This is a genomic window from Micromonospora sp. NPDC047187 (genome assembly GCF_040643355.1).
GTDB classification, from domain to species: domain Bacteria; phylum Actinomycetota; class Actinomycetes; order Mycobacteriales; family Micromonosporaceae; genus Micromonospora; species Micromonospora salmantinae.
On the sequence record NZ_JBEYUF010000032.1, the window covers coordinates 41,255 to 68,105 of the forward strand.

Here is a 26,851-nt window from a genome sequence, read left to right on the forward strand (position 1 = left end):
ATACCTCAGAGGTATGAATATGCCTCTGAGGTATACCGCTCCTCGGCGGATCGACATGGGCCAGCCGAGCGCGTCCGTCACGAATCAGTGGACGGCAGCGTGTCCATGAAGGAGCTGACCGAGAAGACCGCTCGCCCGGGCCCGGCGGGGCCGTAGCCGGGCGGGCTGGACAGGCCATGGGCGTCCATGGTCGCTCGGTAGGCCTCCAGCAGACGGACGTGGTATTCGAGCGGCGCGCCCTGCGGGTTCGTCCGCCCCAGCGGCGTGGTGGGCTCCGGGCACCAGGTGGTGAACCGGGGCGTGATCCCCCGGGACATGAAGTAGTCAAGCCCCTCGGTGGTGGAAGCGATCGCCTCGTCGATGCTCGTGAAGCCGTGCGGGGCGGCCATCTCGACGCCCGCCACGAAGTTCGGGATCACGTTGCGCGGGCCGAACACCTCGGCGGAGTCGAGGATGCGCCGGTGCCACTCCTCCCGACCGACGTACCGCTCCTTGCCCGGGCAGTACAACTCGAACAGCCGCTTGTCCCACACCTCGTAGTTGGGGTGGTAGATGCGGATCCCGTAGTCGTGGAACCGCTGCACATCGGCTCGGGGCAGCGCCTGGGCCACGACCTTGCCGATCCACCGTCCCGGAAACCGCTCCTCGATCGCCTGCGCGTACTGCCCGTAGAAGTCGGCCTCGGCCAGCCCGTTGACCTGCGAGGTGATGCTGCCACCGGTCAGCGTGTACGCCCGCGACGCGCGGTCGACGTCGTGCCGATCGATGATCTCCAGGGCCTCGAGGACCTCGTCGACGGGCTTGACCCCGGTGTAGGGCCGGCCGGCCTGCTTGTGCTGCCGCCAGTTGTGGTTGATGTCGCAGTACTGGCACTCCTCCTTGGCGCCGAAGTACTGGCAGACCCGGAACGCGGTGAGGTAGATGAGATAGCCCCACTGGATCGTCGGGGCGACCTCCATCACCGACTTGCCGTTGGCGAGCGTGTGGCGGTAGTACGCCGGCATGGGGGGCAGCCCCACATCGGCGATCGGCCGTCCGTCCAGGAACAGGCGCAGTCGACCGTCGCTGTCGGTGCTGACGCGGTACGGCGAGCTGGGGTTGGTGCGGACCGACACGACGGTGCGACGCAGGTCGTACGGACCCCCGGTGAGCACGATCTCCTCCGGTGGTCGGCGCAGCGCGGCCGTCCCCAACTCCGGCAGCGTCCGGTGATCGAAGGAGAAGATGAAGTACGACTTCGGCTTGACGTCGCCGTGCTCGTTGTCGGTCAGCGCCGCGTCGTCGAAGGCGAGGCCGCCCCGCAGCAGGTCTTCCTTGAGGACCGCCTCCCGTGGCACGTGTGGAAAACGGCTCATCAAGTCTTCGACGAGGTCGGTTCGCGACTCCATGCGGTTCCTCCCGAACGTGGTACGCCGCACCGGGTGGCTCGCGCCACCCGGTGCCGGTTGATCAGCCCTGCTTGGTCTCCCAGAAGATCTTCGAGATCTCCTCGATCTTCCCGAGGAGCTGCTCGGCGACCGCCGGGTCCGCGGCGCCCTTCGCGCCGCCGGCACCCGCCAGCTTCGTCGCCTCGTTGAAGAGGCCGTGCAGCTGGGGGTACTTCTCGAAGTGCGGCTGCTTGAAGTAGTCGGTCCACAGCACCCAGAGGTGGTGCTTCACCAGCTCGGCGCGCTGCTCCTTGATGAGCAACGCGCGGGTGCGAAACTCCGGGTCGTCGCTGGCCTGGTACTTCTCGGAGATCGCCTTGATCGACTCGGCCTCGATGCGGGCCTGCGCCGGGTCGTAGACGCCACAGGGGAGGTCGCAGTGCGCGCTCGCGACCGTACCCGGGCGGAGAAGGCGGGACAGGTTCATCGGAATCCCTTCGACGGTAGTGCTCAGCTGACGTACGCAGGGCACGGCGGCCCTGACGTGATCATCTAGGGACGCTAGAACCTCAACCGCACTTCATGTCAAGGCCGGGTCGATCGCGAGCCCTGTTTCCGGACGAGCGTCAGCAGGGCGGCGTGCGTCCGCTCGTCCGCGGCCACGACGAGACCGTCCCCACCGGTGTGCAGCGGCTGACCGTCGAGCCCGGTGACCACGCAGCCGGCCGCCTCGCAGAGCGCGATTCCGGCCGCGAAGTGGACGCTGTTCCGCAGGTCGTGGCGGTCCGTCAGATAGGCGGCGCGGCGACCGGCGGCGACCCAGGCCACGGCGAGGCTGGTGGAGACCACCCGGGGCCGGAACTGTTCGAGGAAACCCTCGTCGGTGAGCATGCGGGCGGCCAGGAAGACGTCCCGGTTGGGAAAGGGCGGGTCGAGATTGAGGTCGACAAGCGTCGACTCGGCCGACGGTACGAGTCGCTCGTCCGTCCCCGCGCCCCGGACGTACGCGGCGGTGCCGTCGGTCCAGAACACCTCGGCGGCGAACGGGTCCGCCGAGGCCGCCACTGTGACGTCCGACCCGACCCGCAGGGCGACGTTGACCGAGGCCAGCATGGTCCGCGCGGCAAAGTTCAACGTTCCGCACAGCGGGTCGACCAGCCAGGTGCGCCCGTTGTCGCCGGTACCCGTGCGCCCGCTCTCCTCGGCGACCACGGCGTCCTCCGGCCGCGCCGCGCGCAGGACGTCGATGATGGCCCGCTCGGCCTCGACGTCGGCGGCGGTGGCGAAGTCACCGCCGGTCTTCATGACGCGCGTCAGTGCTGAGCCGTACCGGGAGCGGACGACTGCGGCTCCAGCTTCCGCCGCCTCGATGGCCAACGCCTGGTCTGTGATCGACATGCCCGAACCATAGGAGCCGTGGGCAATGTCGATGACAGCCCCGCACCCGGGCCGCGGGTAACCGGGCAGGTCAGTCCGACAGTTCGATGATCGGTAGTTGACTGACGACCGCCGTCATGATCATGGGAGCGTCGCCGTCACACTGGTTGACCGAGACCGCGACCCACCGACCCCCGGTCACCGTCGGCCCCCAGACGGTCAGGTCGCCGTAGCAGTCCAGGTCACAGAGCGACTGGAACAGCGCCGGCATGGGTTCACCGGCCTGATCCCGGAACAGCGGCACCCGCATGGAGACCGAGCGGTGCCCGCCCCACCTCTGGTCCAACTCCGCCACGACGAGGGCCAGGTTCGCCTCGGCGGCCTCTTCGGCCTGGTTCCACTCGGCACCGTACACACCCGTCAGGGCGTCGCTCTCCCAGAGCGGAACGATCCGAAAGCCCTCGCCTCGGCTGCCCGTCCACTCACCGGTGACCGGGTCCCCCTCGCTGACCGGCGTCCCGTCCGTGGGCAGGTGCGCGGCGAGCAGCGACTCGATGTCGGACACCGTCCGACCGGTGTCGAACACCTCGCCGGCCCGGCCGGTCATCGGGGGACTCGTCGTACCGCTGGCGGCCCATACCGCATCGTCCGCACCACCTGTCTCCGTCGGCTCCGGCCGTCGATCATCGCACCGTGAGCGAGCCAGCGAGGGGGCGGGCATCGGTCAGGAGACCGCCGTCCGCACCAGTTCGGTGATCTTCTTCTCCACGGCCGGGCTCCACTGCTGCAACGCGTACGCCACCGGCCAGAGATCCCCGTCGTCGAGGTTGGCCGAGTCCTGGAAGCCCACAGTCGAGTACCGGTAGTTGAACTTGCCGGAGTCCTGGAAGAAGACGACGATCTTGCCGTCCTCGTTCGCGTAGGCGGGCATCCCGTACCAGGTCTTCGGCATCAGGCTCGGGGCGGCGGCGGTCACCGTCACGTGCACCCGCTCGGCGAGCGCGCGGTCCTCCGGTTCCATCTGCGCGATCCGGTCGAGGACCGCTTGCAGCCCGTCCGCCTTCTTGGCGCCCTTCTTGCCCTCGGCGCGCAGCTCGTCGGCGCGCTCCTTCATCGCGGCCCGCTCCTCGGGGCTGAAGCCGTCGGACACGGTAGTGGTCTTCGCGGACATTCTCGGGCTCCCTCTCGTCGTCCAGGTCGGCATGCTGCCGTTCACCTGGGGAAAGGCTAGGCCGCCCGAAGTTCCCGGGGCTTCTCGATTCCTGATCGGTTCGAAGCCGTTCCGCAGGTGGCGGTCATCGTGCCCGTGATTTGCTGGTCAGCGTGATCGGTGGCTAGGTTGTCGACCGAAGCAGAACGACCGGTCTAGGGAGTCCCACCATGAACATCACCGCCGATCGGATGGCGGCGGCGTACTTCGACGCCTTCGAGACGCTGTGCAGGGTGACTCCGAAGGGCGGGTACGCCGAGCGGGGCACTGCCCGCGCGGGGGTGACGCAGGCCGGCGTCGCGACGCTCAACGCTGCCTACGACAGGTCCACCGAGCCCGACCTCGGGTCGCTCGACGAGATGGCGACCGAGGTCGGCAGGCAGGCCGCGCAGTGGTCGATCATCGTTCGGGGCGAGGCGGACGACCAGGTCGCTGACCTCGCGGCCCGGCACGGCCTCCTCGAACGCAGTGAGCTGCCCCTGCTGGCCTGCGCGTCGGACGACCTCACCTTCCGTGCCGGCTCGGCGGAGCGCCCCTCGGTGCGTCAGGTAGGCGCCGCCGAGAACGACCTCTACACCGACGCCCTCACCCGGAGCTTCGAGGTTCCCGAGTGCCTCTTCGGATCGCTGATGGGTGGTGCGGTGCTCGACGCCGACTCCATCACCGGCTACCTGGCCGAGGAGTCCGGCCAGCCCGTCGGCACCGGGCTCGGGATGCTGACCTCCGGGGTGGTCGGCGTGTTCAACATCGCGGTCGTTCCGTCCGCCCGGGGTCGTGGCCTGGGCCGGGTGATCACCGAAACGGTTCTGCGGGACGGCATCGCGGCCGGCGCGGACGCTGCCTACCTGCACACCAGCGTGATGGGTAGGCCGCTCTACGAGTCGATGGGCTTCACGCTCGTGGAGACCTGGACCATGTTCCACGCGCGGTGACGGACGATGTCGACCGGGCGGTGTCAGGTATGGGGGAGAGGGTCATGACCTTCAGCGAGAGCGTGCGCTCGGCGTTTCGCCGAGGCGAGACCGACGCCGTGGTGCGGATGAGCGAGGCCGAAATCGAGCGGGCCCAGGCGGCCGGTGACCTGGCGGGCGAGGTGGAGGCCCGGTACAGCCTCGCCCGGGTCGCCATTCGCGGCGGTGACCTGACGGGCGGAGAGGCGCGGGCCCGGGAGGCTCTCGCGGTGGCGCTGCGCTCCGGCGACCGGGCCCTGGAGGAACGACCGAGGCACGTGCTGGCCGGCGTCGCGAGGATGTCCGGTGACCTGCTCCGCGCTCGGGACCTGTACCGGGAGAGCATCGCGCTCAACGAGGCGCTCGGCCAACCCAAGACGGTCAACTCCGAATATCACAACCTCGCGTTCTGCGAGCTGGGGCTGGGCAACCTGGACGTGGCCCGAACGCTGTTCGCCGAGAACCGCCAGCGGGTGTTCCACAACGGTTGGACGGACTTCGTGCCGTACGTCTGCGTTGCCGGCGCCGCGCTCGCGACCGCCGAGGGGAACCACTCCCGCGCGGCGCGGATGATCGGTGTCGCGGACGCCGCGTTCGCGGCGCTCGGCCAGGTGCCGGACCCGGACGACGCCGCGGACCTCGCCCGGATGCGCGCCGCCGCGACCGAGGCGCTCGGCCCGACCGACTTCGACGAGCAGTACGCCGTTGGCCAGCACCTCGAACCGCGGGCGGCGTTCGGCGTCGCCTGACCCAAAGAGACTGTCGCCTCCCCGTTCGACAGCGGTCCTCCCGCGTTCGGGACGGGTCCGTACCGTTCCGAACACCCTGATGTCTTGTTGGCCGTGAATGGCGATGATTGGTTCGCCTCATGTCAGTCAAGAGAGCAACGCGCCCAGCTTTCATCGTGGCCCTGGCGGCCCTCTTCGTCCTGCTCGCCGGCGCGCCGGCGGCGGCGACCATCGCGACGCCGGCCGGCTGGCCGCCCGACGTCGTGGACTGCGTCGACGCACCGGCCCCCTCCGCCGGCTCGTCGTCGCCGGCCCAAGCCTGCTTCCGGGCCTACGGTGACCAGATCTGGGTCTACGACCGCGACACGCCCTACGCGGCCATCGGGATCTGGGAGAACCAGCTCTACTACGGCGGAACCTGGCACAACTACCGCAGCGGCGACTGCCAGAGCCTCGAAGGCGAGGGTGAATGGGGAGTGTGCAACTACGACTTCTACGAGGACGGCACGACTCACCGCTACAACGATCAGGGCAGCCGCGTGCGGTTCCGGGCGTGTGGCGCCTGGGGCTGCTCGGGATGGTCGCCCTGGTGGCGTAACAACAACTAGTGCCGGAGGGCGATGACGATGATCGGGTCGGAGGGCCGCCTTCCGGATCCCTCCGACCCGATCGTCTCTGACCCCTGAGCGGCCGCAGGCGATGTCTACGACGCCGTGCGGGCAGCGGTGATGGTCCGTCCCCGCTCCGACTCTCCGAAGCGGTCGAGCATGGCGCGTACCTCGTCGGCGCTCACGTTGGCGCCGAACAACTCGCTGCCCGGTTCGAGTCGTACCCCCTCGGCCAGCGGGCCGGCCACGATCGGATCGAAGCCGAGCGCGTCCACCAGGGCCGCGATCTCGGTGAGGTCGGCGTTGTCGTCGCCGGCGATCGCGATGGCCTTGCGGCCGGTCGCCCCTGCCGGCCGGGCCTCGTCCTCCAGGTCGTGATAGCCCATGTGGTTGAACGCCTTCACGACGCGTGAGCCGGACAGGAACGCCTGGACGGTCTCGCTGGACGAGGTACGCGGGTTGGTGAGGTCGTCGCGGATGCCGTCGATCTCCCACCAGTAGTTCATGGCGTCGACGACGAGCTTGCCGCGCAGCGCCTCGGCGGGAACGCTGCGGTACTTGCCCAGGGGCAGGGCGAGGATGACGACGTCGGCGTCGGCCGCCGCGTCGACCGCCGTGGTGGCCTCGGCCCCCGGGGCGAGGACCTCGACGGTGAGGGCGATCTTCGTCGGGTCGCCGGAGCCGGCCACCCGTACCCGGTAGCCGGCGGCGACGGCGAGCCGGGCGAGCACCGTGCCCACCTTGCCGGCGCCGAGGATGCCGAGGGTCGCAGGCCGGCTCCGGTCGTTGTCGTTCATGTCGTCCTCTCGCTCGGGAAGTGCTGTTCAGGCCAGCAGTTCGCGGACCATGGGGATCACCTTCGAGCCGTAGAGTTCCACGGCGCGCATCCGGGCGCTGGCCGGTTGCGCTCCGGCCGAGTAGATGAGGTCGAACCGGCCGACACCGAGGCTGCGGATCGCACGGGCCATCCGGCGGGCCACCGTCTCCGGTGAGCCGATGTAGAGGGAGCCGTTCTCCACCTCGGAGTCGAACTCCTGACGGCGGATCGGGGGCCAGCCCCGCAGTTTGCCGATCCGGTCTCGCATGATCCGATAGTGCGGCCAGTAGATCTCCTTGGCCTGCTCGTCGGTGTCGGCGATGAAGCCCGGCGAGTGCATGCCGACCGGGTGCGCGGTCGTACCGAGCTGGTCGGCGGCCCGGCGGTACAGGTCGATGTAGGGCGCGAAGCGCTCGGGGGCCCCGCCGATGATGGCGAGCATGAGTGGCAGCCCGTACCGGGCGGTGCGGACGACCGACTGCGGCGAGCCACCCACGCCGACCCAGGTGTCCAGGTGACCCGATTCGGTCTTCGGGAACACGTCGGCGTTCTCCAGTGGGGCACGCAGGGTGCCGCTCCAGGTGACCGGCTTCTCGTCCAGCAACTTGACGAACAGTTCGATCTTCTCCTCGAACAGCGTGTCGTAGTCGCGCAGGTCGTAACCGAAGAGCGGGAACGACTCGGTGAACGAGCCGCGACCGAGGATGACCTCGGCTCGACCGTTCGACAGCGCGTCCACTGTGGCGAAGCGCTGGAACACCCGTACCGGGTCGTCCGAACTCAGCACGGTCACGCCGGAGGCCAACCGGATCCGCGAGGTGCGGGTGGCGATTCCGGCCAGCACCGTCTCCGGTGTGGAGACCGAGTACTCCGGCCGGTGGTGCTCGCCCAGCGCGATGACGTCGACCCCGAGTTGGTCGGCGAGGACTGCCTCGTCGACGACCTGCCGGATCGCCGCCGCGTGGGAGACGAGTTTGCCGGCGTCGTCCTGCGGTATGTCGCCGAACGTGTCCAGGCCGAACAGCAGATCAGACATGGTTGGGCTCCTTAGCCAGCAGCTCCCGGACCCGTGGCGCGACCTCACTGCCCAGCAGTTGGATGGTGCGCGCGCGTGCCTCGCGGGGCAGGTGCATGATGTCGTACTTCAGGTCGAAGCGGCTCAGTCGCAGGTCCCGAGCGACAGTGGCGATCTTCTGCGCCACTGTCTCGGGTGAACCGACGAAGAGCGCGCCGTGGTCGATTTCGGCCTCGTAGCGCGCGCGGTCCGGTTTGTAGAAGCCGCGTTCGGCGGCCAGGGCCGCCACGACCGGCTGCCAGTATCGCCACCACGTCTCCACCGCCTCCTCGTCGGTGTCTGCGACAAGGCCGAGTGAGTGCTGCCCGATTGGCTGCAGGGTATGCCCGAATTGTTCGAGCGCCCTGGTGTAGAGGTCGACGTGGCCGGCGAAGCGCTGGGGGCGCCCGCCGATGATCGCGAGCATGAGCGGAAGTCCGTGCCGGGCGGCGCGGATGACCGAGTTCGGGCTTCCCCCGACACCGATCCAGGTCGGGATGCCGCCCGGCTGCATCAGTGGGTGCAGCCGCTGCCCGGTCAGTGGGCTTCGTACAGTGCCGGACCAGGTGACCGGTTCGTCCTGCTGAAGTCGCAGGAAGAGGTCCAGCTTCTCCTCGAACAACCGCTCGTAGTCGGCCAGGTCGTACCCGAACAGCGGAAACGACTCGGTCGCGGATGCGCGCCCGAGGACGATCTGGGCGCGGCCGTCGGAGACGGCGTCGAGGGTGGAGAACTCGTGGTAGAGCCGTACCGGGTCGTTGGTGCTGAGCACTGTGACCGAGGTGCCGAGGCGAATTCGCTCGGTGGCCGTCGCGACCGCGGCCAGCAGCACCGGTGTCGCCGAGTCGTTGTGGCCCTCGCGGTAGTGCTCGCCGACGCTGAACACGTCGAGTCCGGCCGACTCGGCGAGCCGTGCCTCGTCCACGAGTAGCCGTACGGTCTCGGCGTCGCTCAGGACCCGGTCGCCGTCGGTGGCCACCTCCCCGAACGAGTTGAGCCCCAGCTCGAAGTCTGCAGCTGCCATGGTCTCCTCCTCGGTGCAATCCGCCGACGGCCTGCGGAAGCGGACCTACCGGTTGACGTGTCAATGATGCTAACTTGGCGATTGACACGTCAATTCCCGGGAGGGTGAGATGACGGAGACCACACCCGGCCGGCGGGGCGGACGCCAGCTCCCGACCGCCGACGAACTGCGGATCTGGCGGAACTTCATCGAGACGACGGCGGCGCTCGGCTCCCGGCTCGAGTCCCGCCTACAGGGCGACTCCTCGCTCTCGAGCGGGGACTACGCGGTGCTCCTCGCTCTCAGCGAGGCGGAGGGCGAGGCGATGCGGTCGTCCGAACTCGCCTCGCACATCGGGTGGGAGCGGAGCCGGCTCTCCCACCATCTCGGGCGGATGGAGCGGCGCGGCCTCATCCGCCGCCAGGAGTGCGCCACGGTTCCCCGCGGTGCGGAGGTGCTGCTCACGACGGCCGGCGCCGAGGCGTTCAGGGGAGCCACCTTTCCCCACCTGCGCGCCATCCGGGAGCTCTTCGTCGACGCCCTCACGCCGGAGCAGATCGTCGCTGCGGGCGAGATCGCCACGGCGCTGAAAGCGCGCCTCGACGATCCGCGTACGCAGTGACGCGCTGCCACGCTTTCCCGGCACCATCGCATCCGTAGCGGCGAGTGTTCGGGCGATTGCCGAGAGCTATGTTCGGGTGGTCCAATCCTCCAGAAAGCCGCCACTCCGCCAGCCCGGCGGGGAATGGCGACGGCTGCGCCGCCCGGAGGTACGTCCATGAGCGAGACCGCCACCGCAGAGGCCCACCGCTTCAATCCCGGCAAGCCCCACAGTGGGCGCACGGAGTCGGTGCTGCCGGAGTTGCGGGAGATGTGGTGGGAGACGGGGGTGCGGGCGCGCGCGGAGGCCGGCGTCTTCGCCGTCTTCGCGGAGCTGCCCAGGCTCGTCTGGACAGCCGTCGGGATCAGTTGGCGCGCGGACCGGCTCCGTACCGGTGTGGTGGCCGCGGCCACTGTCGGCGCGGGGGTGATGGCCGCCTTCGGCCTGTTGGCCACCCAGCGGGTGTTGGTGGAACTGTTCGCCGGCGGACCGACCGCGGACAAGGTGCGGGCGGCGCTGCCCGCGCTGGCCGTGCTGGCGGCGACGGTCGCGCTCCGCGCCGGGATGGGCATCGCCACCGGGTACGCGCAGAACGGCTTGACGCCTCGGGTGAGTCGTGAGGTGGAGCGGGGCCTGTTCGAGGTGTCCACAGCGGTCCGGTTGGAGGCGTTCGACGCCGACGCGTTCGCCGATGACATGGAACGCGCCTCCCGAGGCACCGAATCGACGATCGGGCTGGTGCAGGCGTCGATGAACCTGCTCGCCGGGCTGGCCGGGCTGCTCGCCGTGGCGGCCGCCGTCGTCATCATCCATCCGCTGCTGTTGCTGGCGCTGCTGGTCGCCACGGTGCCCAACGCGTGGGCGTCGTTGCGGGCCGGGCATCTGCGCTACCAGACGTACAACGCCGGGTCGGTGCGCCGACGTCGACTGTGGCTGCTGCACAAGCTGATGGCCGAACGTGCCTCGGCCCCGGAGTTGCGCTCCTACGGGCTGCGCCGGTTCCTGCTCGACCAGTACGACAGGGTGATGCAGGTGGAGACCGACATCCAACTCGCCCTCGCCCGGCGGGTCACCACTACCACCACTGTCGGAGCCATTGTCGGCGGTCTGGCGACCGGCACCGTCTACGCCCTGCTCGGCCTACTGCTCCTCGACGGGCAGATCCCGCTCGCCGCCGCGGCGACCTGCGTCATCGCCGTGCAGTCCGCGCAGCGGTCCCTGGCCGTCGCCACTTTCCAGGTCGACCACGTCTACACCGAGGGGCAGCACTTCGGCGACTACACCGGTTTCATGACCCGCGCTGACGCCTACCTACCGACCAGCACCGGACCCGTTGCCGAGGCCGCTCCTGATCGGCTGCGGGAGTTGACAGTCAACGAGGTGAGCCTGCGTTACCCCGATCGGGACGACTCCGCAGTCGACGGCGTCACGTTGACGATCACCGCCGGGCAGACTGTCGCGTTCGTCGGGGAGAACGGCTCGGGCAAGACGACCCTCGCCGCGATGATCGCCGGCCTTCGCGCCCCCACCGAGGGCAGCATCGAGTGGAACGGCCGCCCGTTGTCGGACTGGAACGTCGGCGGGCTGCGTGCCCGGATCGCGGTGGTGACGCAGGAATACCACAAGTGGCCGTTCACCGCGGCCACGAACATCGCCATCGGCGACGTCGACAGCGAGGCCCAGCAGGATCGCATCGAGGCCGCCGCCGGCCGCGCCGTCGCCCACGACATGATCAACGAACTTCCGCACGGGTACGAGACACTGCTCGACCGGACCTTCGCGCGAGGCCAGGACCTCTCCGGTGGGCAGTGGCAGCGCATCACCGCGGCTCGCGGGTTTCTGCGCGACGCCGAACTGCTGATCATGGATGAGCCGTCCTCCGCGCTCGACCCCCGCGCCGAGGACGCCCTGTTCCAGACCATCCGGGACCGGAGAGGTCGCGCCACCACGATCCTCATCACGCACCGGCTCGCGAACGTCCGGCACGCCGACCGGATCTTCGTCCTGCACCACGGCCGGCTCGTCGAGGCCGGCACACACGCCGACCTCGTCGCCACCGGCGGCCGGTACGCCGAACTGTTCGCCCTCCAGGCCGCCGGCTACGACGCGAACCTGGCCGAGGGCAACCAGCACACCTGAACGGTCCAGTCGGACCTTCTCCCGCTGGATCGCGGGAGGCTAGGCTTCGGTCCATGTCGGGGTGGCGGGGCCGGACGGCGGACGTGGCCCTGGTGCCCGCCGTGGGTCTGGTCGCTGTCATGGGCCTGGTGGTCCAGTCGCGCGGCATCGACACCGCCGCCGAATGGGCGGCGCTGCTGGCGGTGCTGCTCTCGACCGGCGCGCTGTACGTCCGCCGGCGTCACCCGGTGCCGGTGGGCGTCGTGGCGCTGGCTGCCATCGGCGCGTACGGGGCGTTGCTGCACCGGCCCGGCCCGATCATGTTGGTCTTCGTCGTGGCGCTCTACACAGTTGTCGACGAGGGGTACCTCGCGGTCGCCGTCGGGCTCGGTCTCGCCTCGGTGGTCGCCTTCGCCGTGGCGGACAGCTACAACCGGTCCCCGAACACCATGAACGGGGCGACGCTGCTGCACACCGGTTGGCTCGTCGCGGTCATCGTCGGCGTGACCCGCAACCGCCGCGCCTACCTCGCCGAGGCACTGGCCCGAGCTGTCGTCGCCGAGCAGCGGATGGAGGAGGAGGCCCGGCGACGGGCCACCGAGGAGCGGCTGCGCATTGCCCGGGAGTTGCACGACGTGCTCGGCCACCACCTGTCGTTGATCAACGTGCAGGCCAGCGCGGCGTTGCACCGACCCGACCCGGTCCGGTCCGAGCAGGCCCTCACCGCGATCAAACAGACCAGCAAGGAGACGTTGAGTGAGTTGCGCGCGACGCTGGGGGCGCTGCGGCAGGAAGCTGGGCCGGCGGTCGTGCCGGCACCCGGCCTGCATCGCCTCGGCGATCTGATCAGGACGGCCGCCCGGCCGGAGTTGGAGATCCGCACCGAGCTGGCCGAGACGCGGTCGCTACCGCCGGAGGTCGATCTGGCGGTGTATCGGATCGTCCAGGAGGCGCTCACCAACGTGGCGCGTCACGCGCGTGCCACCACCGCTGTGGTCCGGGTCCGGCCCGATCACGACGACGTGCTCGTGGAGGTCGACGACGACGGCATCGCCCAGCCGGGTTCGCCGGGCAGCGGGATTCTCGGAATGCGGGAGCGGGCGCGGGCACTCGGCGGTTCGTTGACCACCGGCGCACAGCCGGACGGAGGCTTCCGGGTCTGTGCCCGTCTGCCGATGCGAGCCGACCCGGCACCGGTGGGGGAGCAGGCGTGATCCGGCTACTCCTCGTCGACGACCAGACCCTCGTACGGGCCGGCTTCCGGTCCATTCTCGACGGTGAGGACGGTCTCGAGGTGGTCGGCGAGGCTGCCGATGGATTCGAGGCGGTGCGGCTGGCCCGGCAACTGCGACCCGATGTCGTCCTCATGGACATCCGGATGCCCGGGCTCGACGGCCTGGCCGCCACTGGTGAGATCGTCGCCAGCTCCGACGCTCGCGTCATCATTCTGACCACCTTCGACCTGGACGATTACGTCTACGACGCGCTGCGGGCCGGTGCCAGCGGATTCCTGGTCAAGGACACCGAGCCAGCGGAGTTGATCCACGGGGTGCGGGTGGTGGCCCGGGGTGACGCGCTTATCGCACCGTCGATCACCCGGCGGTTGATCGCCGAGTTCGCGGCCCGGGCCAAGCATCCCGACCCCGGGCCGCGACTGAGCGTGCTCACCGAGCGGGAGCGTGAAGTGCTGACGCTGGTCGCCGCCGGCCTCTCCAACGACGAGATAGCGGCGCGGTTGGTGCTGAGCCCGGCGACCGCCAAGACGCATGTCAGCCGGATCATGACCAAGGCCCATGCCCGGGACCGAGCCCAGTTGGTGATCCTCGCCTACGAGTCCGGTCTGACAGTGCCTGGTTGGCTCGCTCGCTCCTGACCACCACCGTCGGCTGGTCGGCCGGAACGACCGCCGGCGGGGCAGCCTTCGGATGGAACGAGATCAGCCAGGCGGGCCCCGCGCCGGAACCGGCCGCGGTCAGCCCGCCAGGTGGCCGGTGCGGCGCGCGCGAAGAAGGGCCAGCCCGCCGAGCACCACGCCGGCCAGTCCGACCGCCAGCGCCACGTAGGCCCCGCCTCGCCCGTTGCCCGTGCCGATGCCACTGTCGGAGGTGGTCACCACCAGCCCGCCGAGCGCCATGCCGATCAGCCCTGTCGCCAGGGCCAGGACGGCTCCGCGGCTTCCCGAGCCGGTGCCGAGTCGACTGGCGGGGCGGGCCAGGGCCAGTCCTCCGATGATGGCGCCGACCAGCCCCAGCAGGGCGGCCGCGCTGGCGCCGAGACGTCCGGAACTCATGGAGAGAGCAGCGGCGGCGGTTGGCTGGGCCGCGACGTGCGCCGCTGCCGGTGCGGCTAGCTCGATCCCTCCGAGCGGGGCGGCTACGGCGGTGGCAAGCAGGTGACGAACGGACATCGTGGATCTCCTCGGTCTCGTGACGGGTACGGGTGGCAGCCTAGGAAGCAAACCGCTGGTGAGTCGTCATGCCGGAGTTGCCGATGGGCCTACCACCCGGGATGTACGCCCTCGGGACGTCGTACCGCCGCAGTTGTCTCCAGGCCGCCGTCAGGCACCTGTTATTTACGCGCGTGCTGGCCATGAACACGTCCTTGACCTGCGGTTTTGTCGGATCCAAGCAGTGGCGTTCGGGGCCTGGGAGTGGTACGACTGATACCCGGACCAGGTGGTGCGGGGTCAGTAGGAGGTGGCGGATGCGTCTCACGAGCACCACGCCTCAGCCGCGGCCCTTGCGCCGGACGGCTACGGCGGTCCCGCCCGAGTGCGGGCCAGGAGCAGCGTCGTCGGTGCCGACGGACCCACGATGACGGGCCCGGACAACGCGGAGGAGTTGGCGGCCGCCTACGCCCGCGGTCTCGACGCGGGCCGGATCGAGCAACGTCTACAGGGGCACGATGAGCACCTGCGCAGGATCAACGGTTCGATCGACTCGATGACGCAGGCGCTCCGGTCTCTCACCGAGGAACTCCGCGGCAACGTCACCCTGTTCAGCGCCGACGTGGCAGCGGGCCGCCGTGACGCCAGTGAGCGGGACAGGATCGCCGCGGTGCGGGTGGAGGAGGCGGGCATCGTCGAGTCCCAGCGGACGGTCCGGTGGACGGCTTGGCGGCGCTGGTTCGCCGTCGTCGGCGCGATCGTCCTGGTGGTGAACTTCGGCCTGGGTCTCTACCTCGCGTTCGGCAGTTGAGCCCGCGTGGCAGCCGGGTAACCAGACGGAGCCGATGGTGCGGAAGCCGCGAGTTGCGTCATTGCACCGGGGCGTCGCTATCCGATCTGGGCTCCAGCACCACCACTGTGGTTTCCGACGATCGCCGTGCGGCGTGGGCGTCGAAGTTCTTGTCGGCCTCGCGCCAGCGTGGCCACAGGCGCGACCGCTCGTCGTCGGTGGCGGCGCGACCGCGCACCAGCCGCCGCCCGTCGACCAGATCGACTGACGCGTCCGGGTGCGCCTGGAGGTTGAGCCACCAGGCGGGAGCGCCCTCGCCCCACCCGTTCATCGCCACCCCGACCAGGTTCGGGCCATCCTCGAAGTACGCGAGAATGACGCTGCGCTGCTGGCCGGTGCGGCGTCCGGTCGTGGTCAGCCGCAGGGTGCCCCAGCGGGTCTCGCGGGGTCGCCACAGCCCGACCCGGCTGCCGGAGACCCGGTACAGGCCCCGGTGCACCGACCAGGCCAGCCGGATGAACCACCGTGGCGGGAGCCACGGCGCCTTTGTTCCCTGAGCGTCCGACATGACGACCTCCTCCACCGACCAACGCTGATGGTCCGGGTGGCTGGTTTCCGCGGGCGCACCCCGCCACTGTGGACCGTGATCCCCAAGTCTCCCGGCGCGAGCGTGACTCGCGTCCAGGTGTCCATGATTCGACCGAGGATGGAACCGATCGGTGGAGCCCCGCGCCGGTGGCGGGTGGGTGGATCACCCCTGCCAGGCGTCGATGGCGCGGACGCCGTCGCGGACGACCCGGTCCAGGATGGCGGGGTTGCCGCTGGTGCCCTCCCACCCCTGGTCGTCGAAGACCGTCACCGTGCTGTCGACGCGGGCCACAGCGATCTGGCTGGACGCGGTGCCGCCGGTGCGTTCGCCGTTCAGGCTCGTCTCGGGCCACGTCCGGGTCAGCAGCAGCGCCTCGTCGCCGACCCCGGGCAGCGCCTGACTCTTGACGGTGACGCGGTTTCCGGACTGGTCGTAGGAGGGGCACGCCTGCACGCCGGTGCGGAGCCGGCCCAGGTAACCCGAGGCGCCGTCGCCGTCGAAGGTGAAGATGGTCTGGTGGATCATCCCCTGGGGCACGTTGCTGGCGGGCTCGCCGGCCTTCTGGTAGGTGACTGTCATCGCGGCGCTCGCGGTGACCTGCCGGCCGCCGGTGCCGAACTCGTTGCCGCACAGCTTTGGCAGTGCCTCCTCGACGGGCGTCGTCCGTCGCGGAGACTTCCGCAGCTCGGCGGGCAACTCGACGAAGGCCGAGGTCGGGATGGTCACCGGGGTGCTCGCGCTCGGCGATGGCGGATCTGTCGGGGGCGCTGACGCCGACGCGGTGGCCGGTGCGGTGGTCGCCGGGGCAGAGCCGGGCGGATCCTCGGTGGCGGTGCAGGCAGCGGCCAGTGCGACGGTGCCGAGCAGCGCGAGCGCGCGTCGCGTACGGGCCATCGGCAGTGCTGTGTATCGGCTCATCATCACCCCTCGTCTGTCCCGAGGAAGTTCCCTGCCCCGAGTCGACCGAAACGACCACGTGGCGCCTCGGGCATCGGCCGGACCACGGAATTTCTGTGTCGTCGGGTCGGCCGGGCCGCTAGGCTGCCCCGCATGACCAGCGTGATCGCTCAGTGCACCGGACTGTCGTATGACGTCCAGGTCGGTGCGGGGCGACGCCGGCGATCCGTCGCCCGCCCGCGCTGACCTGTTTCCTGCGACCGGCGGATCGAGCCGCCGGTCGTTCGCTGGTCGTCCTCGGTCCGCCCGTATCTCCCCGTCAACGGCTCGCGTGGCAGCGTGGGTCCGAGCGAGATCGGCGTACTGATGGATCTTGAAAAGTTGTTGTCCGACCGGCTGGCACCGGCGTTCGCGGCGGTGGCCGGCAGCCCGGTCGACCCGCTGGTGCGGCGGTCTCCACGTGCGGACTTCCAGTCCGACGCGGCGCTGGCGCTGGCCCGGCGGCTCGGCCGCCCGCCGCGCGACATCGCCGCGGCGGTGCTGGCGCACGCGGTGCTCGACGACGTCGGCGTGTTGGCGGAGGTCTCCGGGCCTGGCTTCCTCAATCTGACGGTTGCCGACCGGGCCCTGGCCGACCTGGTATCCGGGCTGGCCGGTGACGCCCGGCTCGGCGTGCCGCCGACGGCGACGCCGCAGACCGTGGTGGTCGACTACTCGGCGCCCAACGTGGCGAAGGAGATGCACGTCGGGCACCTCCGCTCCACTGTCATCGGTGATGCTGCGGTGCGGCTGCTGGACTGGCTCGGGCACCGGGTGGTGCGGGTCAACCACCTGGGTGACTGGGGGACACCGTTCGGCATGCTGATCGAGCACCTGATCGACCTCGGTGAGGCCGAAGCCGCGCAGAACCTGTCGATGGGGGACCTGGACACCTTCTACCGGGCGGCCCGGGTGAAGTTCGACGCCGACGAGGCGTTCCAGGAACGGTCGCGGCTGCGGGTGGTCGCGTTGCAGGGCGGTGACGAGCGGACCCGCCGGTTGTGGCGGCTGCTGGTGACGCAGTCCGAGCGGTACTTCCTGACCGTGTACGACCTGCTCGACGTGACGTTGTCCGGTGCCGACTTTCGGGGCGAGAGCGCCTACAACGACCTGCTCGCGGACGTCGTCGACGACCTGGACCAGCTGGGGCTGCTGCTGCCCAGCGGTGGGGCCGAGTGCGTCTTTCCGCCCGGGTTCACCGGCCGGGACGGCGAGCCGTTGCCGCTGATCGTGCGCAAGAGCGACGGTGGGTACGGCTATCCGGCCACCGACCTGGCCGCGCTGCGGCAGCGCGTCGGCGAACTCGGCGCCACCCGGCTGCTGTACGTCGTCGGCCTACCGCAGCGGCAGCACTTCGCGATGGTGTTCGCCGTCGCCGAGGCGGCCGGCTGGCTCTGCCCGCCGGCCCGGGCCGAGCACCTGGGCTTCGGGTCCATCCTCGGCACCGACGGGCGGATGCTGCGCAGCCGGGCCGGTGAGTCGGTGAAGCTGGTCGGGCTGTTGGAGGAGGCGGTCGCCCGTGCCACCGACCTGGCCCGGAGCAGGAACCCGGATCTGGACGCCGGGACCGCCGACGAGATCGGCCGCGCGGTGGGCATCGGCGCCATCAAGTACGCCGACCTGTCCGTCGACCGGACCAAGGACTACGTCCTGGACTGGGAGCGGATGTTGGCGCTGGACGGCAACACCGCGCCCTACCTGCAGTACGCGTACGCCCGGATCCGGTCAGTGCTGCGGCGGGCCGGGACCGCCGTGCGGCCGGACGCCCCCATCGTGGTGGCGCAGCCGGCGGAGCGGGCGCTCGCGGTCGAGCTGCTCGGCTTCGCCGGGGTGGTCGGCGAGCTGGAGCGGAGTCTCGAGTTCCATCAGCTCGCCGGTTACCTGCACCGACTCGCGACAGCGTTCAACGCGTTCTACGAGCGCTGCCCGGTGTTGCGTGCCACGGACCAGCTGCGGGAGAGCCGGCTGCTGCTGGCCGAGCTGACCGCCCGGACCCTGCGGCAGGGGCTGCACCTGCTGGGCATCCGCACAGTGGAGCGGATGTGACGAACCGGCCCCTCCGGCCCGGTCAGCGGGCCCGCTTCGTCGCCCGCTTCCGGGGCGGCGTCAACAGGTCGGCGATCTGCGCGATCGCGGCGGGCACCAGGCGGTAGTACGCCCAGACCCCTCGCTTGTCGCGTTCGAGTAGGCCGGCCTCGGTGAGGATCCGAAGGTGATGACTCACCGTCGGCTGGGAGAGATTGAGCGCCGCGGTGAGGTCACTCACTGACGCCTCACCTTCCGGCGCGGACTGGATCAGGCTGAGCAACCGGAGTCGCGCCGGATCGGCGAAGGCCTTCAGCACCCCCGCTAGCCGCTCGGCATCGGCCCGCTTGATGGGATCGCCGGTGAGCGGCGAGATCGCAGGCATGGCAGTTTTCGCAGTTCCCACGCCTGCCATAGTGACACCAACACCATCAATAAACCGGCAGATCCGGCACCAGCCCTCCGATGGCGTCCGGATGGCGACAGCGGAACCACCGAACGTGAGTCGACCGTCGACGTCCGTGGTGGCACGCGGGCCGTGGGGGGGGTGGGGGGGGGCCCCACCCGCCCCGGGGGGAGCGGCGGGGGTGGGGTGGGGGCGGGCGCCCCCCCCCCCACCCACCCCCGTCGCGCCCCCCGCCGCCGGGGGGGGGGCGGGGGGGGGGGGGGGGCCCCCCCCCCCCCCCCCCACGGCCCTGGGCGTCAGCGGCGAGGTCTGGGTGCGATGCGGGGCAGGACGTACGGCGGCCCTGCGAAGATCAGGTCGGACTTCAACTCCTGGTATGCCCGCTTGGGCTGGTAGTTCTCGTCGTAGATGGTGGCCAGGCCCTCGGGCGGGTCGTCGAACCAGCCCGGCACCCACGAATGGTTGTCACTGAAACCCCAGACCGTGTACGACAGGCAGCTCCGCACGGCGAGGCACGCCTTCATCAGCACGCTGAAGTTCGCGGCCGACGCCTGGAGCCGGGGGTTGATCTCCTCCGAGTTGCCAGCCTGGACGCCCTCCGTCAGCTGGCTGCGGACGTCGACCTCGGTGAACGCGGTCGCCACACCGAGCCCACCGAACTTCTTCAGCGCGGCGGTCACCTGGAGGGTGTCGAAGTTGCCGTACTGGGTGCCCAGGTGACCCTGGGAGCCGACGCCGTCGATCGGGACGCCCTGGGCGCGCAGGCTCTTGGTCATGTCGTACACGAACTGGGTCTTGTCGTCCGCCGGGTTGCCCGAGCCGAACGCCTCGATGTTGTAGTCGTTGTAGAACAGCAGGGCCTTCGGGTCGGCGGCCCGCGCCCAGCGGAACGCGTCGGCGATGTAGCCGGGCCCGAGGTTCTGCGCCCAGAAGCCCTTGTAGTGCAGGGTCGACGGGGTGTCCCACGGGTCGCTGACCGCCTCGTTGACCACGTCCCACTGCCAGATCTTGCCCTTGTAGCGGTTCACGACTGTGGTGATGTGCTTGCGCAGCAGCTCGCGCAACTCCTGCTTGCTGATGGAGCCGTCGGCGACGCCGCTGGTCAACCAGGCGGGCAACTGGTTGTGCCAGACCAGCACGTGACCGCGCACGCTCTGCCGGTTGCGCTTGGCGAAGTCGACGAACTCGTCGGCCGGCGCCCAGTTGTAGGCGCCGCGGGTCGGCTCCAGGCTCTCCCACTTCATCACGTTCTCGGCGGTGACCGAGGCGAACTCGGAGGAGGCCAGTTCGCGGTACTGCGGGTCGCTGGCGTCGTTGAGGGCGTCCATGTTGACCGCGGTGCCGACGTGCAGGCCGTGGCGCAGGCCGAGGGTACCGAGGCTCTGGGTCGTGGGGTCGTACGGCCGACTCGCGGTCGCCGGCACCGTGTTCAGTGTGGCGATGGTCGCGACGGCGACCAGGCCGACGGTCGACCACTGTCTCAACTTCATGTGCCTTCCCTTCCAGACGATCAATAGATAGATGTCGATCTAGGAGGTGAGGGTGCGGTATTGGTCGGGTGGAGACGCGAGCTGGTGGGGTGACGCCGGTAGTTCCGGTCGGAAACCGGAAACTTGCTCGAAACGTTAAGCCGATCTATGTCTGGGCGTCAACGCTGAAAACTTCCGGAAATTCATCACATGACCTGCCCAGCGCCGAGCAGCTGGCGGTCGAAACTTTCGGCGACCGGCGACCGGCGACCGGCGACCGGCGACCGGCGACCGGCGACCGGCGACCGGCGACCGGTTCGCGTGGTGAGGTCATCGCGGCGCACGCCACCAGGCATCGTCGACCCGGTGTCCGACGATGCCTGGTGGCGCTACGGAAGAGTGGTCAGCGCAGACCGGCGAAGAGGTCGTCCTCGGGGGTCGGCGCGCCCGTCCGGTCCTGGACCCGCACGAAGGTCTCCACGCCCATCAACTCGGTGAACCGCTCCTGGCCCAGTTGCAGGAAGAAGATGTTCTCGGTCTGACTGGCGTGCGTGGCCAGCGCGTCGAACTTCTGCGCGCCGTACTTGCTCGTGTCGACCCAGGTGGTGATCTCGTCGTCGGGCAGGCCGAGCTGCGGCCCCGGCTCCGCCGCCGCGTCCGGATCGGCCCACTCGACGCCGAGCTCCTTCATGATCCGGCCGAACTCCGCGAACGCCGTACGCGGCACCGTGGTCCAGTAGACCTTCGCCGGAACGTCCGTCTGCTCGACGGCGGCCATGGTGATCCGATGGGCCTGGATGTGGTCCGGGTGGCCGTAGAAACCGTTCTCGTCGTACGTGACGATCACGTCCGGCTGGTACCGCCGAATCAGCTCGGCGAGCCGGGCCGCCGCCTCCGCCACCGGCGTCGTCCAGAACGCGCCAGGCAGGTCGTTGGTGGGCCAGCCCATCATCCCGGAGTCGGCGTAGCCGAGGGTCTCCAGGTGGGTGACGTTCAGCGTGGCGCAGCTGGCCTCCAGCTCGGCCTGGCGCATCGCCACCACCGCGGCCGGGTCGTGCCCCTCATCGCCCGGCTTGACCCCACCCGGGCCGTCCCCACATCGCCCGTCGGTGCAGGTCACGAGCACTGTGGTGACCCCCTCGGCGGCATAGCGGGCAAGCACGCCGCCGGTGCTCGTCGCCTCGTCGTCGGGGTGGGCGTGCACCGCCATCAGGGTCAGAGGTCGCTCAGCCATGCCATCACCCTACGGTCATCCCGCTACGGCCCCACAACCTCCACCGGGAACGAGGCGGTCCTCGTCACACCGACCACCGAGTACGACACATTGATGGTCTGCACACCTGCGGTGGTGGGGTCGTACCCCGAGACCGTGTACCCGCCGTGGCCGTGCGCCAGTACCTCGTCCCGCACCCCGTCGGTGTAGTCGGCCGTGACCACGAGACCCGTGCGGTCGAGGGGCTCGCCGACGGCGTACGTGGTCCTGGTCGGTGGGATCCGCACCGCGACGCTCGTCAGGTCGGCGCCCCGCAGCGCGGCATGTTCCGCCTGGGTGAGGGCGAAGACGGTCCCGTGGCGCAGCACGCCGTCCGCCAGGTCGTATGCGGGCTTCCGACTCCAGTCGATCGGCGTCCAGTCGCCCGACGCGAGGTCCGCGCTCCAGTACGGGTGCAACTGTTCCTCCAGGGGCTCACCGGAGGGCGACCCGGCCCAGATCTGGTCGGCCCAGAGGTAGTAGCCCGGTCCGCGTACGTCACCGGGGTTCGCCTTGACCACCATCGGCGCTTCGGCGTAGGTGGTGTTCATCGTCCGGTGGGTGATGCAGCTCGCCACCAGCGCCCAGTCGTCCGGCGGAGCGAGGATGGCGGTCGACCGCTCCTGATAGATGTCCTGCGAGCCGCACCCGGGGACGTACGGTGTGACCCCGACGCCGGTGGCCGTCCGGTCGCAGACGAAGCGGTGGTACGACCCGTCCGTGTCGTCTCGGATGATCACCGCGTCCAGCGTCCCGTGGTGCGGCCGGCCGCACATCACCTGCGCTGGAGTGAATGTGACGAAGTCCCGCGTGGTGCTGTAGAGGGTCTGGTTCCGGGTGAGCGGGAAGCGGCCACGCGGATCGGTGCGATCCGGTGTGTAGTACGTGCCGGGGGCGTACACCGACGAGGTCCAGTAGACGACGTAGGCGCCGATCGACTCGTCCCAGATGGCCTCCGGGGCGAACGCCATGCCTGCCTCTTCCGGGGCCACCAGCACGTGTCGCTGCTCGGACCAGGTCCGCAGGTCGATGGACTCCCACACCTCGATGTGCCGGCTCGCGCCGCTCTGCGCCCAGTCCCAGCCACGCCACCCGTACGCCCGGCCGTCGACGTTCAGATCGGTGGCGACGAGGTAGAACCTGTCCCCCTCCGGGGAGCGGACGATGGACGGGTCGCGGAGGGCGTGCATGCCAGTGCGGGACCGGAGCACCGCCTGCCCGTCGTTGACGGCGGCCCAACTGGTCGGATCGTTTCCGATGCTCGCGGCACTGTAGAGCTGTTGCCCCCGGTGGCTGTTGGATCGGGCGAAGTTGACCATGCCGTAGCGCGAGAACGGGGCGAGTGCGGCCCCGGGGCGTTGCTCGGTCTGTGTCACCCGATCACCTTCCGCCGCCACTGGACTCGCCGGAGCTGGCATTTTACCTAGCTCGGCATCCGTCGAGCGGTCCTTGTGCGAACGGTGCTCAGGCTCCGGGCAGGTCGTTAGATTCGGGCGTGATCGGCACATCCGAGCAGGTCCGGACGCGGGGAGAAGTCGATGGCAAGGGCCGCTGGCGGGTTCACCGACCTGCGACAGGTCGAGGCCGGTGTGCTGAACGTCGGATACGTGGACGCCGGGCCGCCCGACGGGGACGCGGTGATCCTCCTGCACGGGTGGCCCTACGACATCCACAGCTTCGCCGACGTCGTGCCGTTGCTCACCGCCGCCGGCCAGCGGGTCGTCGTCCCGTACCTGCGGGGCTACGGCACGACCCGGTTCCTCTCCGACGACACCATGCGAAACGGCGAACCGGCGGCGATGGGGCTCGACCTCATCGCTCTGCTGGACGCCCTGGACATCGACACCGCGAAGCTCGCCGGGTTCGACTGGGGCGCGCGGACCGCCGATGTCGTCGCCGCGCTGTGGCCCGAACGCTGCCGAGGTCTGGTCTCCGTGAGCGGTTACCTGATCGACGGGCAGAAGTCGGGCACGGTCCCGTTGCCGCCGAAGGCGGAGTTCGCGTGGTGGTACCAGTACTACTTCGCCACCGAGCGCGGTCGGGAAGGGTACGACAAGAACCGGCGCGACTTCGCGAAGCTGATCTGGCACACCGCGTCGCCCAGATGGACGTTCGACGACGCGACGTTCGACCGCAGCGCGGCGGCGTTCGACAACCCCGACCACGTCGACATCGTCATCCACAACTACCGCTGGCGGCTGGCTCTCGCCGACGGCGAGCCGCAGTACGCGCAGATCGAGGAGCGCCTGGCCGCTAAGCCGAAGATCACGGTGCCCAGCATCTCCCTGGAGGGGGACGCCAACGGTGCGCCGCACCTGGAGCCCACCGTCTACGGCAAGCAGTTCACCGGCCCGTACGAGCACCGGACCGTCGGGGGCGGTGTCGGGCACAACCTGCCGCAGGAGGCGCCGCAGGCATTCGCGGACGCGGTGCTGGAGGTCTGAGTCGCTGGACTGCCGGTCACCGGTGCGTCGGACGTTCCACCCGCACCGGATCGCCGCGAACCAGCTCGTCGTGGATGCGCCACCGGGCGGTGGTGACGGCACGCCGCGCCGCCACGTCGCCCTGCTCGATGCGCTGGCGCAGCAGGTCCAGGGCGATCCGGCGGTTGAGGCTGAACTGCCGCTCCTCGTCCACCACGACCACCAGGCCCGAGGGGCGGTGCGTCGCGCGTACCGCCGTGCTGGCCTTGTTCCGGTGCTGACCACCCGGCCCGCCGGTGCGGCAGGCGACGATGTCGACGTCCGCCTCGCGGAACGTCGTCGGCCGAGCGTCGCGTTCGGGCGGCTGGGCGGTGACGTACCAGTTCTTCCGGCCGATGCCCGACCGGTACGGGCTCGGGGCCTGCCAGCACAGCGTCCCGGTCCACGAGGCCGCGAACGCCTCGGCGTCGACGCCGGAGATCCGGATCAGCACCGACCGGTAGGTCCCGGCGAGGTCACCGGGAACCGCCTCAACCTGCTGGATCGTCAGACCTCGGCGGACGCCCTCGCCCCGCAGGCGGTGCAGCAGTTGACTCAGTGCCCAGGCGCACTCCTGGGGCCCACGCCCGGCCGACAACAGCAGGAACGCGCTCACGAGCGGCCTCGCCGGCCGCGGTGGCCCCGCCGGTCCGGCCGGGCGGCGGAACCGAGGTCGGGCGTCTTGTAGGTGACCACTGGCGTCGTGCTGACCACCGGGGTGGCCAGCCGATGTTCGACCAGGTCGGCGATCACCTGCTCGATGCGCTTGTACGCCGTGGGCGCCTCCTCGAAGAGCAACTGTCGGTCACCGCACACCACCAGCGAACCCACCGGGGTACGGCGTAGCTCCTCGACCGTGTGTTTGGCCCGGCCCCGCCGCAGGGCGTCGGCGCGCGACATCTTGCGGCCAGCGCCGTGGGCCACCGAATGGTTGGCCTCCGGCCCGGCGTGCGCGGCCACCAGGTAGGACGCCGTTCCCCGGGTACCGGCGATCAGGACATCGCGCCCGTCACCCGGTGCCGCGCCCTTGCGGTGCAGGTAGACCCCGTCCCGGACCTCGACCAGGTTGTGGCACTGGTCGACGATCGGCGCGGTGGGCTCGGCCCCCAACGCGTGCGCCACCCGGGCGGCCAGCACCCGGCGGTTGAGCGATCCCCAGCGCACGGCGTCGTCGTGCATGCCCAGGTAGGCGGCGGGGTCGGGCGCCGCCCCGGCGCCGTGGACCTCGGTGTGCGCCCGCAGGATCCGCTCGCCCAGACCACGGGAACCGCTGTGCACGATCAGCACGAGATCGCCCGCGTCGAGCCCGAGCCGGCCCGCGTGCCGTACGTCGAAGACGGTGTCGACGCGGGCCAGCTCCACGAAGTGGTTGCCCCGGCCCACCGTCCCGAGACCGTCGAGGTGACCGGCCGGAACGGCACAGTCGACGGCGGCCCAGGCGGGGTCGTCGGCGTCGCGTACCGGGTCGAGCGCCTGGTCGAGGTCGGGGAACCGGGCGGCGAGCCGTTCCGGTACGGCCCGCTTGAGCTTGATGGGAAACACGGCGATGCCGCAGCCGATGTCGGAACCCACCAGGAACGGGTACAGCACTGTCGACGCCATGGCCGCGCCGATGGGCGCGCCCTTGCCGGGATGCAGGTCCGGCATCGCGGCGACGTGCCGCATGCCGTCCAGGGCGGCGACCTGTTGGCACTGTGTGAGCGCATCGGACTCGATCCAGCTCGCCGGGGAGGCGAACACCGTGACGGTGGCCGGGGCGGACGGGGGCAGGGGCTCCCGAGGGAGGTGGTGCTGGGACAAGGGGGCTCATCTCTGGCTGCGAACGTGAAAGCGGACGGCGTCACGGCCCCCGGGAGGCATCACCGGTGGCGCGGAGCAGGGGGTGGAGTCCGTCAGTACGTCATGGACGTCACTCTGGCCGAGATGCGCCAGGCACGACAACCGATTTTCCTTCACGACGTACGCTGCCGCGATGAGCGCACCGCGTCGCATCCTGGTCTACGGGGTGTACGGCTCCGGCAAGTCCACGCTCGCTGCGCGGTTGGCCGAACACCTCGGAGTGCCCTGGTATCCGGTGGACGATCTGCTCTGGCGACCGGGCTGGGTCGAGGTGCCGGTCGCCCAGCAACGCAGCCGGATCGAGGAGGTCTGCCGACGGGACCGCTGGATCATCGACGGGGCGTACCACGGCTGGCGGGACGTTCCGATGGCCCGCGCCGACCTTGTCGTCGGCCTGGACTATCCACGATGGCGTTCGTTCGGGCGGTTGCTTCGCCGCACCGTCCGCCGGGTGATCACCGGCGAGGTGATCTGCAACGGCAACCGCGAGTCGCTGAGCAGTGTGCTGTCCCCGGACTCGATCCTGGTGTGGCACGTCACCGCGTTCGGCCGGGCCCGACGGCGGATGCGGGCCTGGCAGGCCGATCCGTCCGCGCCGCCAGTGGTGTTACTGCGCTCCCCAGCGGAGCTGGACGTCTGGCTGGCCGGGCTGCCCCGCCGCTGATGCCGCGCGAACACTGCGCCGAGCGAGGCTGGCAGCGCGCAGTTCGCACAGACCTACGTGGTGCGCCTCGGTGACCCCCGGCGCCAGATTCTGCTCCACCTGTCCCACGAGCGGGAGGACGAAGCCATGCGCGAGCTGGGCTTGTCGACTGACCGTCCATGGCGAACGCGTCGTCGGCCCGCTCCCGGTGGGGGCGGGCC

28 protein-coding genes are annotated in these 26,851 nt (G+C 70.2%); 11 read left to right on the forward strand and 17 right to left on the reverse strand.

The annotated features are described in order from the left end of the window. Positions 1-77 precede the first annotated feature (77 nt). From ABZ794_RS30770 to ABZ794_RS30790, 5 genes are all read right to left on the reverse strand, one after another. Entirely contained in the window at positions 78-1,355 is a 1,278-nt protein-coding gene (locus ABZ794_RS30770; RefSeq protein WP_247668956.1) for a radical SAM protein, read from the reverse strand. 94 nt (positions 1,356-1,449) lie between these two features. After that, positions 1,450-1,854 (reverse strand): superoxide dismutase, Ni, encoded by a 405-nt coding sequence (gene sodN / locus ABZ794_RS30775; protein ID WP_210781617.1) that lies wholly within the window; start codon positions 1,852-1,854, stop codon positions 1,450-1,452. Positions 1,855-1,952: 98 nt separating this feature from the next. Beyond that, positions 1,953-2,765: an inositol monophosphatase family protein gene (locus ABZ794_RS30780; RefSeq protein WP_210781616.1), complete on the reverse strand. Its 813-nt coding sequence runs from the start codon at positions 2,763-2,765 to the stop codon at positions 1,953-1,955. A gap of 70 nt (positions 2,766-2,835) precedes the next feature. Further along, positions 2,836-3,351: a hypothetical protein gene (locus ABZ794_RS30785; protein ID WP_210781615.1), complete on the reverse strand. Its 516-nt coding sequence runs from the start codon at positions 3,349-3,351 to the stop codon at positions 2,836-2,838. 117 nt (positions 3,352-3,468) lie between these two features. Continuing rightward, positions 3,469-3,915 carry a hypothetical protein gene (locus tag ABZ794_RS30790; RefSeq protein WP_210781614.1) on the reverse strand — a complete coding sequence of 149 codons (447 nt, stop codon included), beginning with the start codon at positions 3,913-3,915 and terminating at the stop codon, positions 3,469-3,471. 209 nt (positions 3,916-4,124) lie between these two features. Between ABZ794_RS30790 and ABZ794_RS30795 the strand changes: the two genes are divergently transcribed. The 3 genes from ABZ794_RS30795 (at position 4,125) to ABZ794_RS30805 (ending at position 6,240) form a co-directional block, all read left to right on the forward strand. Next, positions 4,125-4,886: a GNAT family N-acetyltransferase gene (locus ABZ794_RS30795; RefSeq protein ID WP_357518851.1), complete on the forward strand. Its 762-nt coding sequence runs from the start codon at positions 4,125-4,127 to the stop codon at positions 4,884-4,886. Between the two features lie 44 nt (positions 4,887-4,930). Next, positions 4,931-5,653 (forward strand): tetratricopeptide repeat protein, encoded by a 723-nt coding sequence (locus tag ABZ794_RS30800; RefSeq protein ID WP_210781612.1) that lies wholly within the window; start codon positions 4,931-4,933, stop codon positions 5,651-5,653. Between the two features lie 119 nt (positions 5,654-5,772). After that, positions 5,773-6,240, forward strand: a complete 468-nt coding sequence (locus tag ABZ794_RS30805) for a hypothetical protein (protein ID WP_238689570.1) — start codon at positions 5,773-5,775, stop codon at positions 6,238-6,240. Between the two features lie 95 nt (positions 6,241-6,335). Here ABZ794_RS30805 and ABZ794_RS30810 read toward each other — a convergent pair whose 3' ends face one another. From ABZ794_RS30810 to ABZ794_RS30820, 3 genes are read right to left on the reverse strand one after another with little or no spacing between them, the layout of a single operon-like run. Beyond that, the gene (locus ABZ794_RS30810; protein WP_210781610.1) at positions 6,336-7,037 is read right to left on the reverse strand and encodes an NAD(P)-binding domain-containing protein; all 702 of its coding nucleotides are present in this window, start codon (positions 7,035-7,037) and stop codon (positions 6,336-6,338) included. A 27-nt stretch (positions 7,038-7,064) separates the two neighbouring features. Then, a complete protein-coding gene (locus ABZ794_RS30815) occupies positions 7,065-8,093 on the reverse strand; it encodes an LLM class flavin-dependent oxidoreductase (protein ID WP_210781609.1) in 1,029 nt (342 codons plus the stop codon). Then, positions 8,086-9,135 carry an LLM class flavin-dependent oxidoreductase gene (locus tag ABZ794_RS30820; RefSeq protein ID WP_210781608.1) on the reverse strand — a complete coding sequence of 350 codons (1,050 nt, stop codon included), beginning with the start codon at positions 9,133-9,135 and terminating at the stop codon, positions 8,086-8,088. The genes ABZ794_RS30815 and ABZ794_RS30820 overlap by 8 nt, the downstream gene beginning before the upstream one ends. Before the next feature lie 109 nt (positions 9,136-9,244). On the opposite strand from ABZ794_RS30820, the gene ABZ794_RS30825 reads away from it, so the two are divergent. The 4 genes from ABZ794_RS30825 (at position 9,245) to ABZ794_RS30840 (ending at position 13,706) form a co-directional block, all read left to right on the forward strand. Continuing rightward, positions 9,245-9,736, forward strand: coding sequence for a MarR family transcriptional regulator (locus tag ABZ794_RS30825; protein ID WP_210781607.1), 492 nt, complete (start codon positions 9,245-9,247; stop codon positions 9,734-9,736). Positions 9,737-9,985: 249 nt separating this feature from the next. Next, positions 9,986-11,854: an ABC transporter ATP-binding protein gene (locus ABZ794_RS30830; RefSeq protein WP_238689592.1), complete on the forward strand. Its 1,869-nt coding sequence runs from the start codon at positions 9,986-9,988 to the stop codon at positions 11,852-11,854. Positions 11,855-11,907: 53 nt separating this feature from the next. After that, entirely contained in the window at positions 11,908-13,047 is a 1,140-nt protein-coding gene (locus ABZ794_RS30835) for a sensor histidine kinase (protein ID WP_357518856.1), read from the forward strand. Continuing rightward, positions 13,044-13,706, forward strand: coding sequence for a response regulator transcription factor (locus ABZ794_RS30840; protein WP_238689573.1), 663 nt, complete (start codon positions 13,044-13,046; stop codon positions 13,704-13,706). The genes ABZ794_RS30835 and ABZ794_RS30840 overlap by 4 nt, the downstream gene beginning before the upstream one ends. Positions 13,707-13,805: 99 nt before the next feature. Here the strand turns inward: ABZ794_RS30840 and ABZ794_RS30845 are convergent, their stop codons facing one another. After that, positions 13,806-14,240, reverse strand: coding sequence for a DUF6223 family protein (locus ABZ794_RS30845; RefSeq protein ID WP_210781604.1), 435 nt, complete (start codon positions 14,238-14,240; stop codon positions 13,806-13,808). A 406-nt stretch (positions 14,241-14,646) separates the two neighbouring features. Between ABZ794_RS30845 and ABZ794_RS30850 the strand changes: the two genes are divergently transcribed. Beyond that, entirely contained in the window at positions 14,647-15,030 is a 384-nt protein-coding gene (locus tag ABZ794_RS30850) for a hypothetical protein (protein ID WP_357518858.1), read from the forward strand. Positions 15,031-15,088: 58 nt separating this feature from the next. Here ABZ794_RS30850 and ABZ794_RS30855 read toward each other — a convergent pair whose 3' ends face one another. Together ABZ794_RS30855 and ABZ794_RS30860 are read right to left on the reverse strand one after the other, a co-directional pair. Beyond that, the gene (locus ABZ794_RS30855) at positions 15,089-15,577 is read right to left on the reverse strand and encodes a nitroreductase/quinone reductase family protein (protein WP_210781602.1); all 489 of its coding nucleotides are present in this window, start codon (positions 15,575-15,577) and stop codon (positions 15,089-15,091) included. A gap of 183 nt (positions 15,578-15,760) precedes the next feature. Beyond that, the gene (locus tag ABZ794_RS30860) at positions 15,761-16,516 is read right to left on the reverse strand and encodes a hypothetical protein (protein ID WP_210781601.1); all 756 of its coding nucleotides are present in this window, start codon (positions 16,514-16,516) and stop codon (positions 15,761-15,763) included. A 345-nt stretch (positions 16,517-16,861) separates the two neighbouring features. On the opposite strand from ABZ794_RS30860, the gene argS reads away from it, so the two are divergent. Next, entirely contained in the window at positions 16,862-18,580 is a 1,719-nt protein-coding gene (argS, locus tag ABZ794_RS30865; RefSeq protein WP_210781663.1) for an arginine--tRNA ligase, read from the forward strand. Between the two features lie 22 nt (positions 18,581-18,602). On the opposite strand, the gene ABZ794_RS30870 is transcribed toward argS, so the two are convergent. From ABZ794_RS30870 to ABZ794_RS30885, 4 genes are all read right to left on the reverse strand, one after another. Further along, complete coding sequence (locus ABZ794_RS30870) at positions 18,603-18,944, reverse strand: metalloregulator ArsR/SmtB family transcription factor (protein ID WP_112585316.1); 342 nt, start codon at positions 18,942-18,944, stop codon at positions 18,603-18,605. Positions 18,945-19,261: 317 nt separating this feature from the next. Next, complete coding sequence (locus tag ABZ794_RS30875; protein WP_357518861.1) at positions 19,262-20,455, reverse strand: endo-1,4-beta-xylanase; 1,194 nt, start codon at positions 20,453-20,455, stop codon at positions 19,262-19,264. Positions 20,456-20,837: 382 nt separating this feature from the next. Next, positions 20,838-21,668 carry a PIG-L family deacetylase gene (locus tag ABZ794_RS30880; RefSeq protein ID WP_210781598.1) on the reverse strand — a complete coding sequence of 277 codons (831 nt, stop codon included), beginning with the start codon at positions 21,666-21,668 and terminating at the stop codon, positions 20,838-20,840. A gap of 23 nt (positions 21,669-21,691) precedes the next feature. Then, positions 21,692-23,062, reverse strand: coding sequence for a bacterial Ig-like domain-containing protein (locus ABZ794_RS30885; RefSeq protein ID WP_357518864.1), 1,371 nt, complete (start codon positions 23,060-23,062; stop codon positions 21,692-21,694). Positions 23,063-23,224: 162 nt separating this feature from the next. Here ABZ794_RS30885 and ABZ794_RS30890 point away from each other — a divergent pair, with 162 nt between their 5' ends. Next, positions 23,225-24,130, forward strand: coding sequence for an alpha/beta hydrolase (locus tag ABZ794_RS30890; protein WP_357518866.1), 906 nt, complete (start codon positions 23,225-23,227; stop codon positions 24,128-24,130). A gap of 16 nt (positions 24,131-24,146) precedes the next feature. Here the strand turns inward: ABZ794_RS30890 and prfH are convergent, their stop codons facing one another. Beyond that, positions 24,147-24,764 (reverse strand): peptide chain release factor H, encoded by a 618-nt coding sequence (prfH, locus tag ABZ794_RS30895; protein WP_357518867.1) that lies wholly within the window; start codon positions 24,762-24,764, stop codon positions 24,147-24,149. Continuing rightward, positions 24,761-25,948, reverse strand: a complete 1,188-nt coding sequence (locus ABZ794_RS30900) for an RNA ligase RtcB family protein (RefSeq protein WP_238689581.1) — start codon at positions 25,946-25,948, stop codon at positions 24,761-24,763. The genes prfH and ABZ794_RS30900 overlap by 4 nt, the downstream gene beginning before the upstream one ends. A gap of 172 nt (positions 25,949-26,120) precedes the next feature. Here ABZ794_RS30900 and ABZ794_RS30905 point away from each other — a divergent pair, with 172 nt between their 5' ends. Further along, the gene (locus ABZ794_RS30905; RefSeq protein WP_210781588.1) at positions 26,121-26,651 is read left to right on the forward strand and encodes an adenylate kinase; all 531 of its coding nucleotides are present in this window, start codon (positions 26,121-26,123) and stop codon (positions 26,649-26,651) included. Positions 26,652-26,851: the final 200 nt, after the last annotated feature.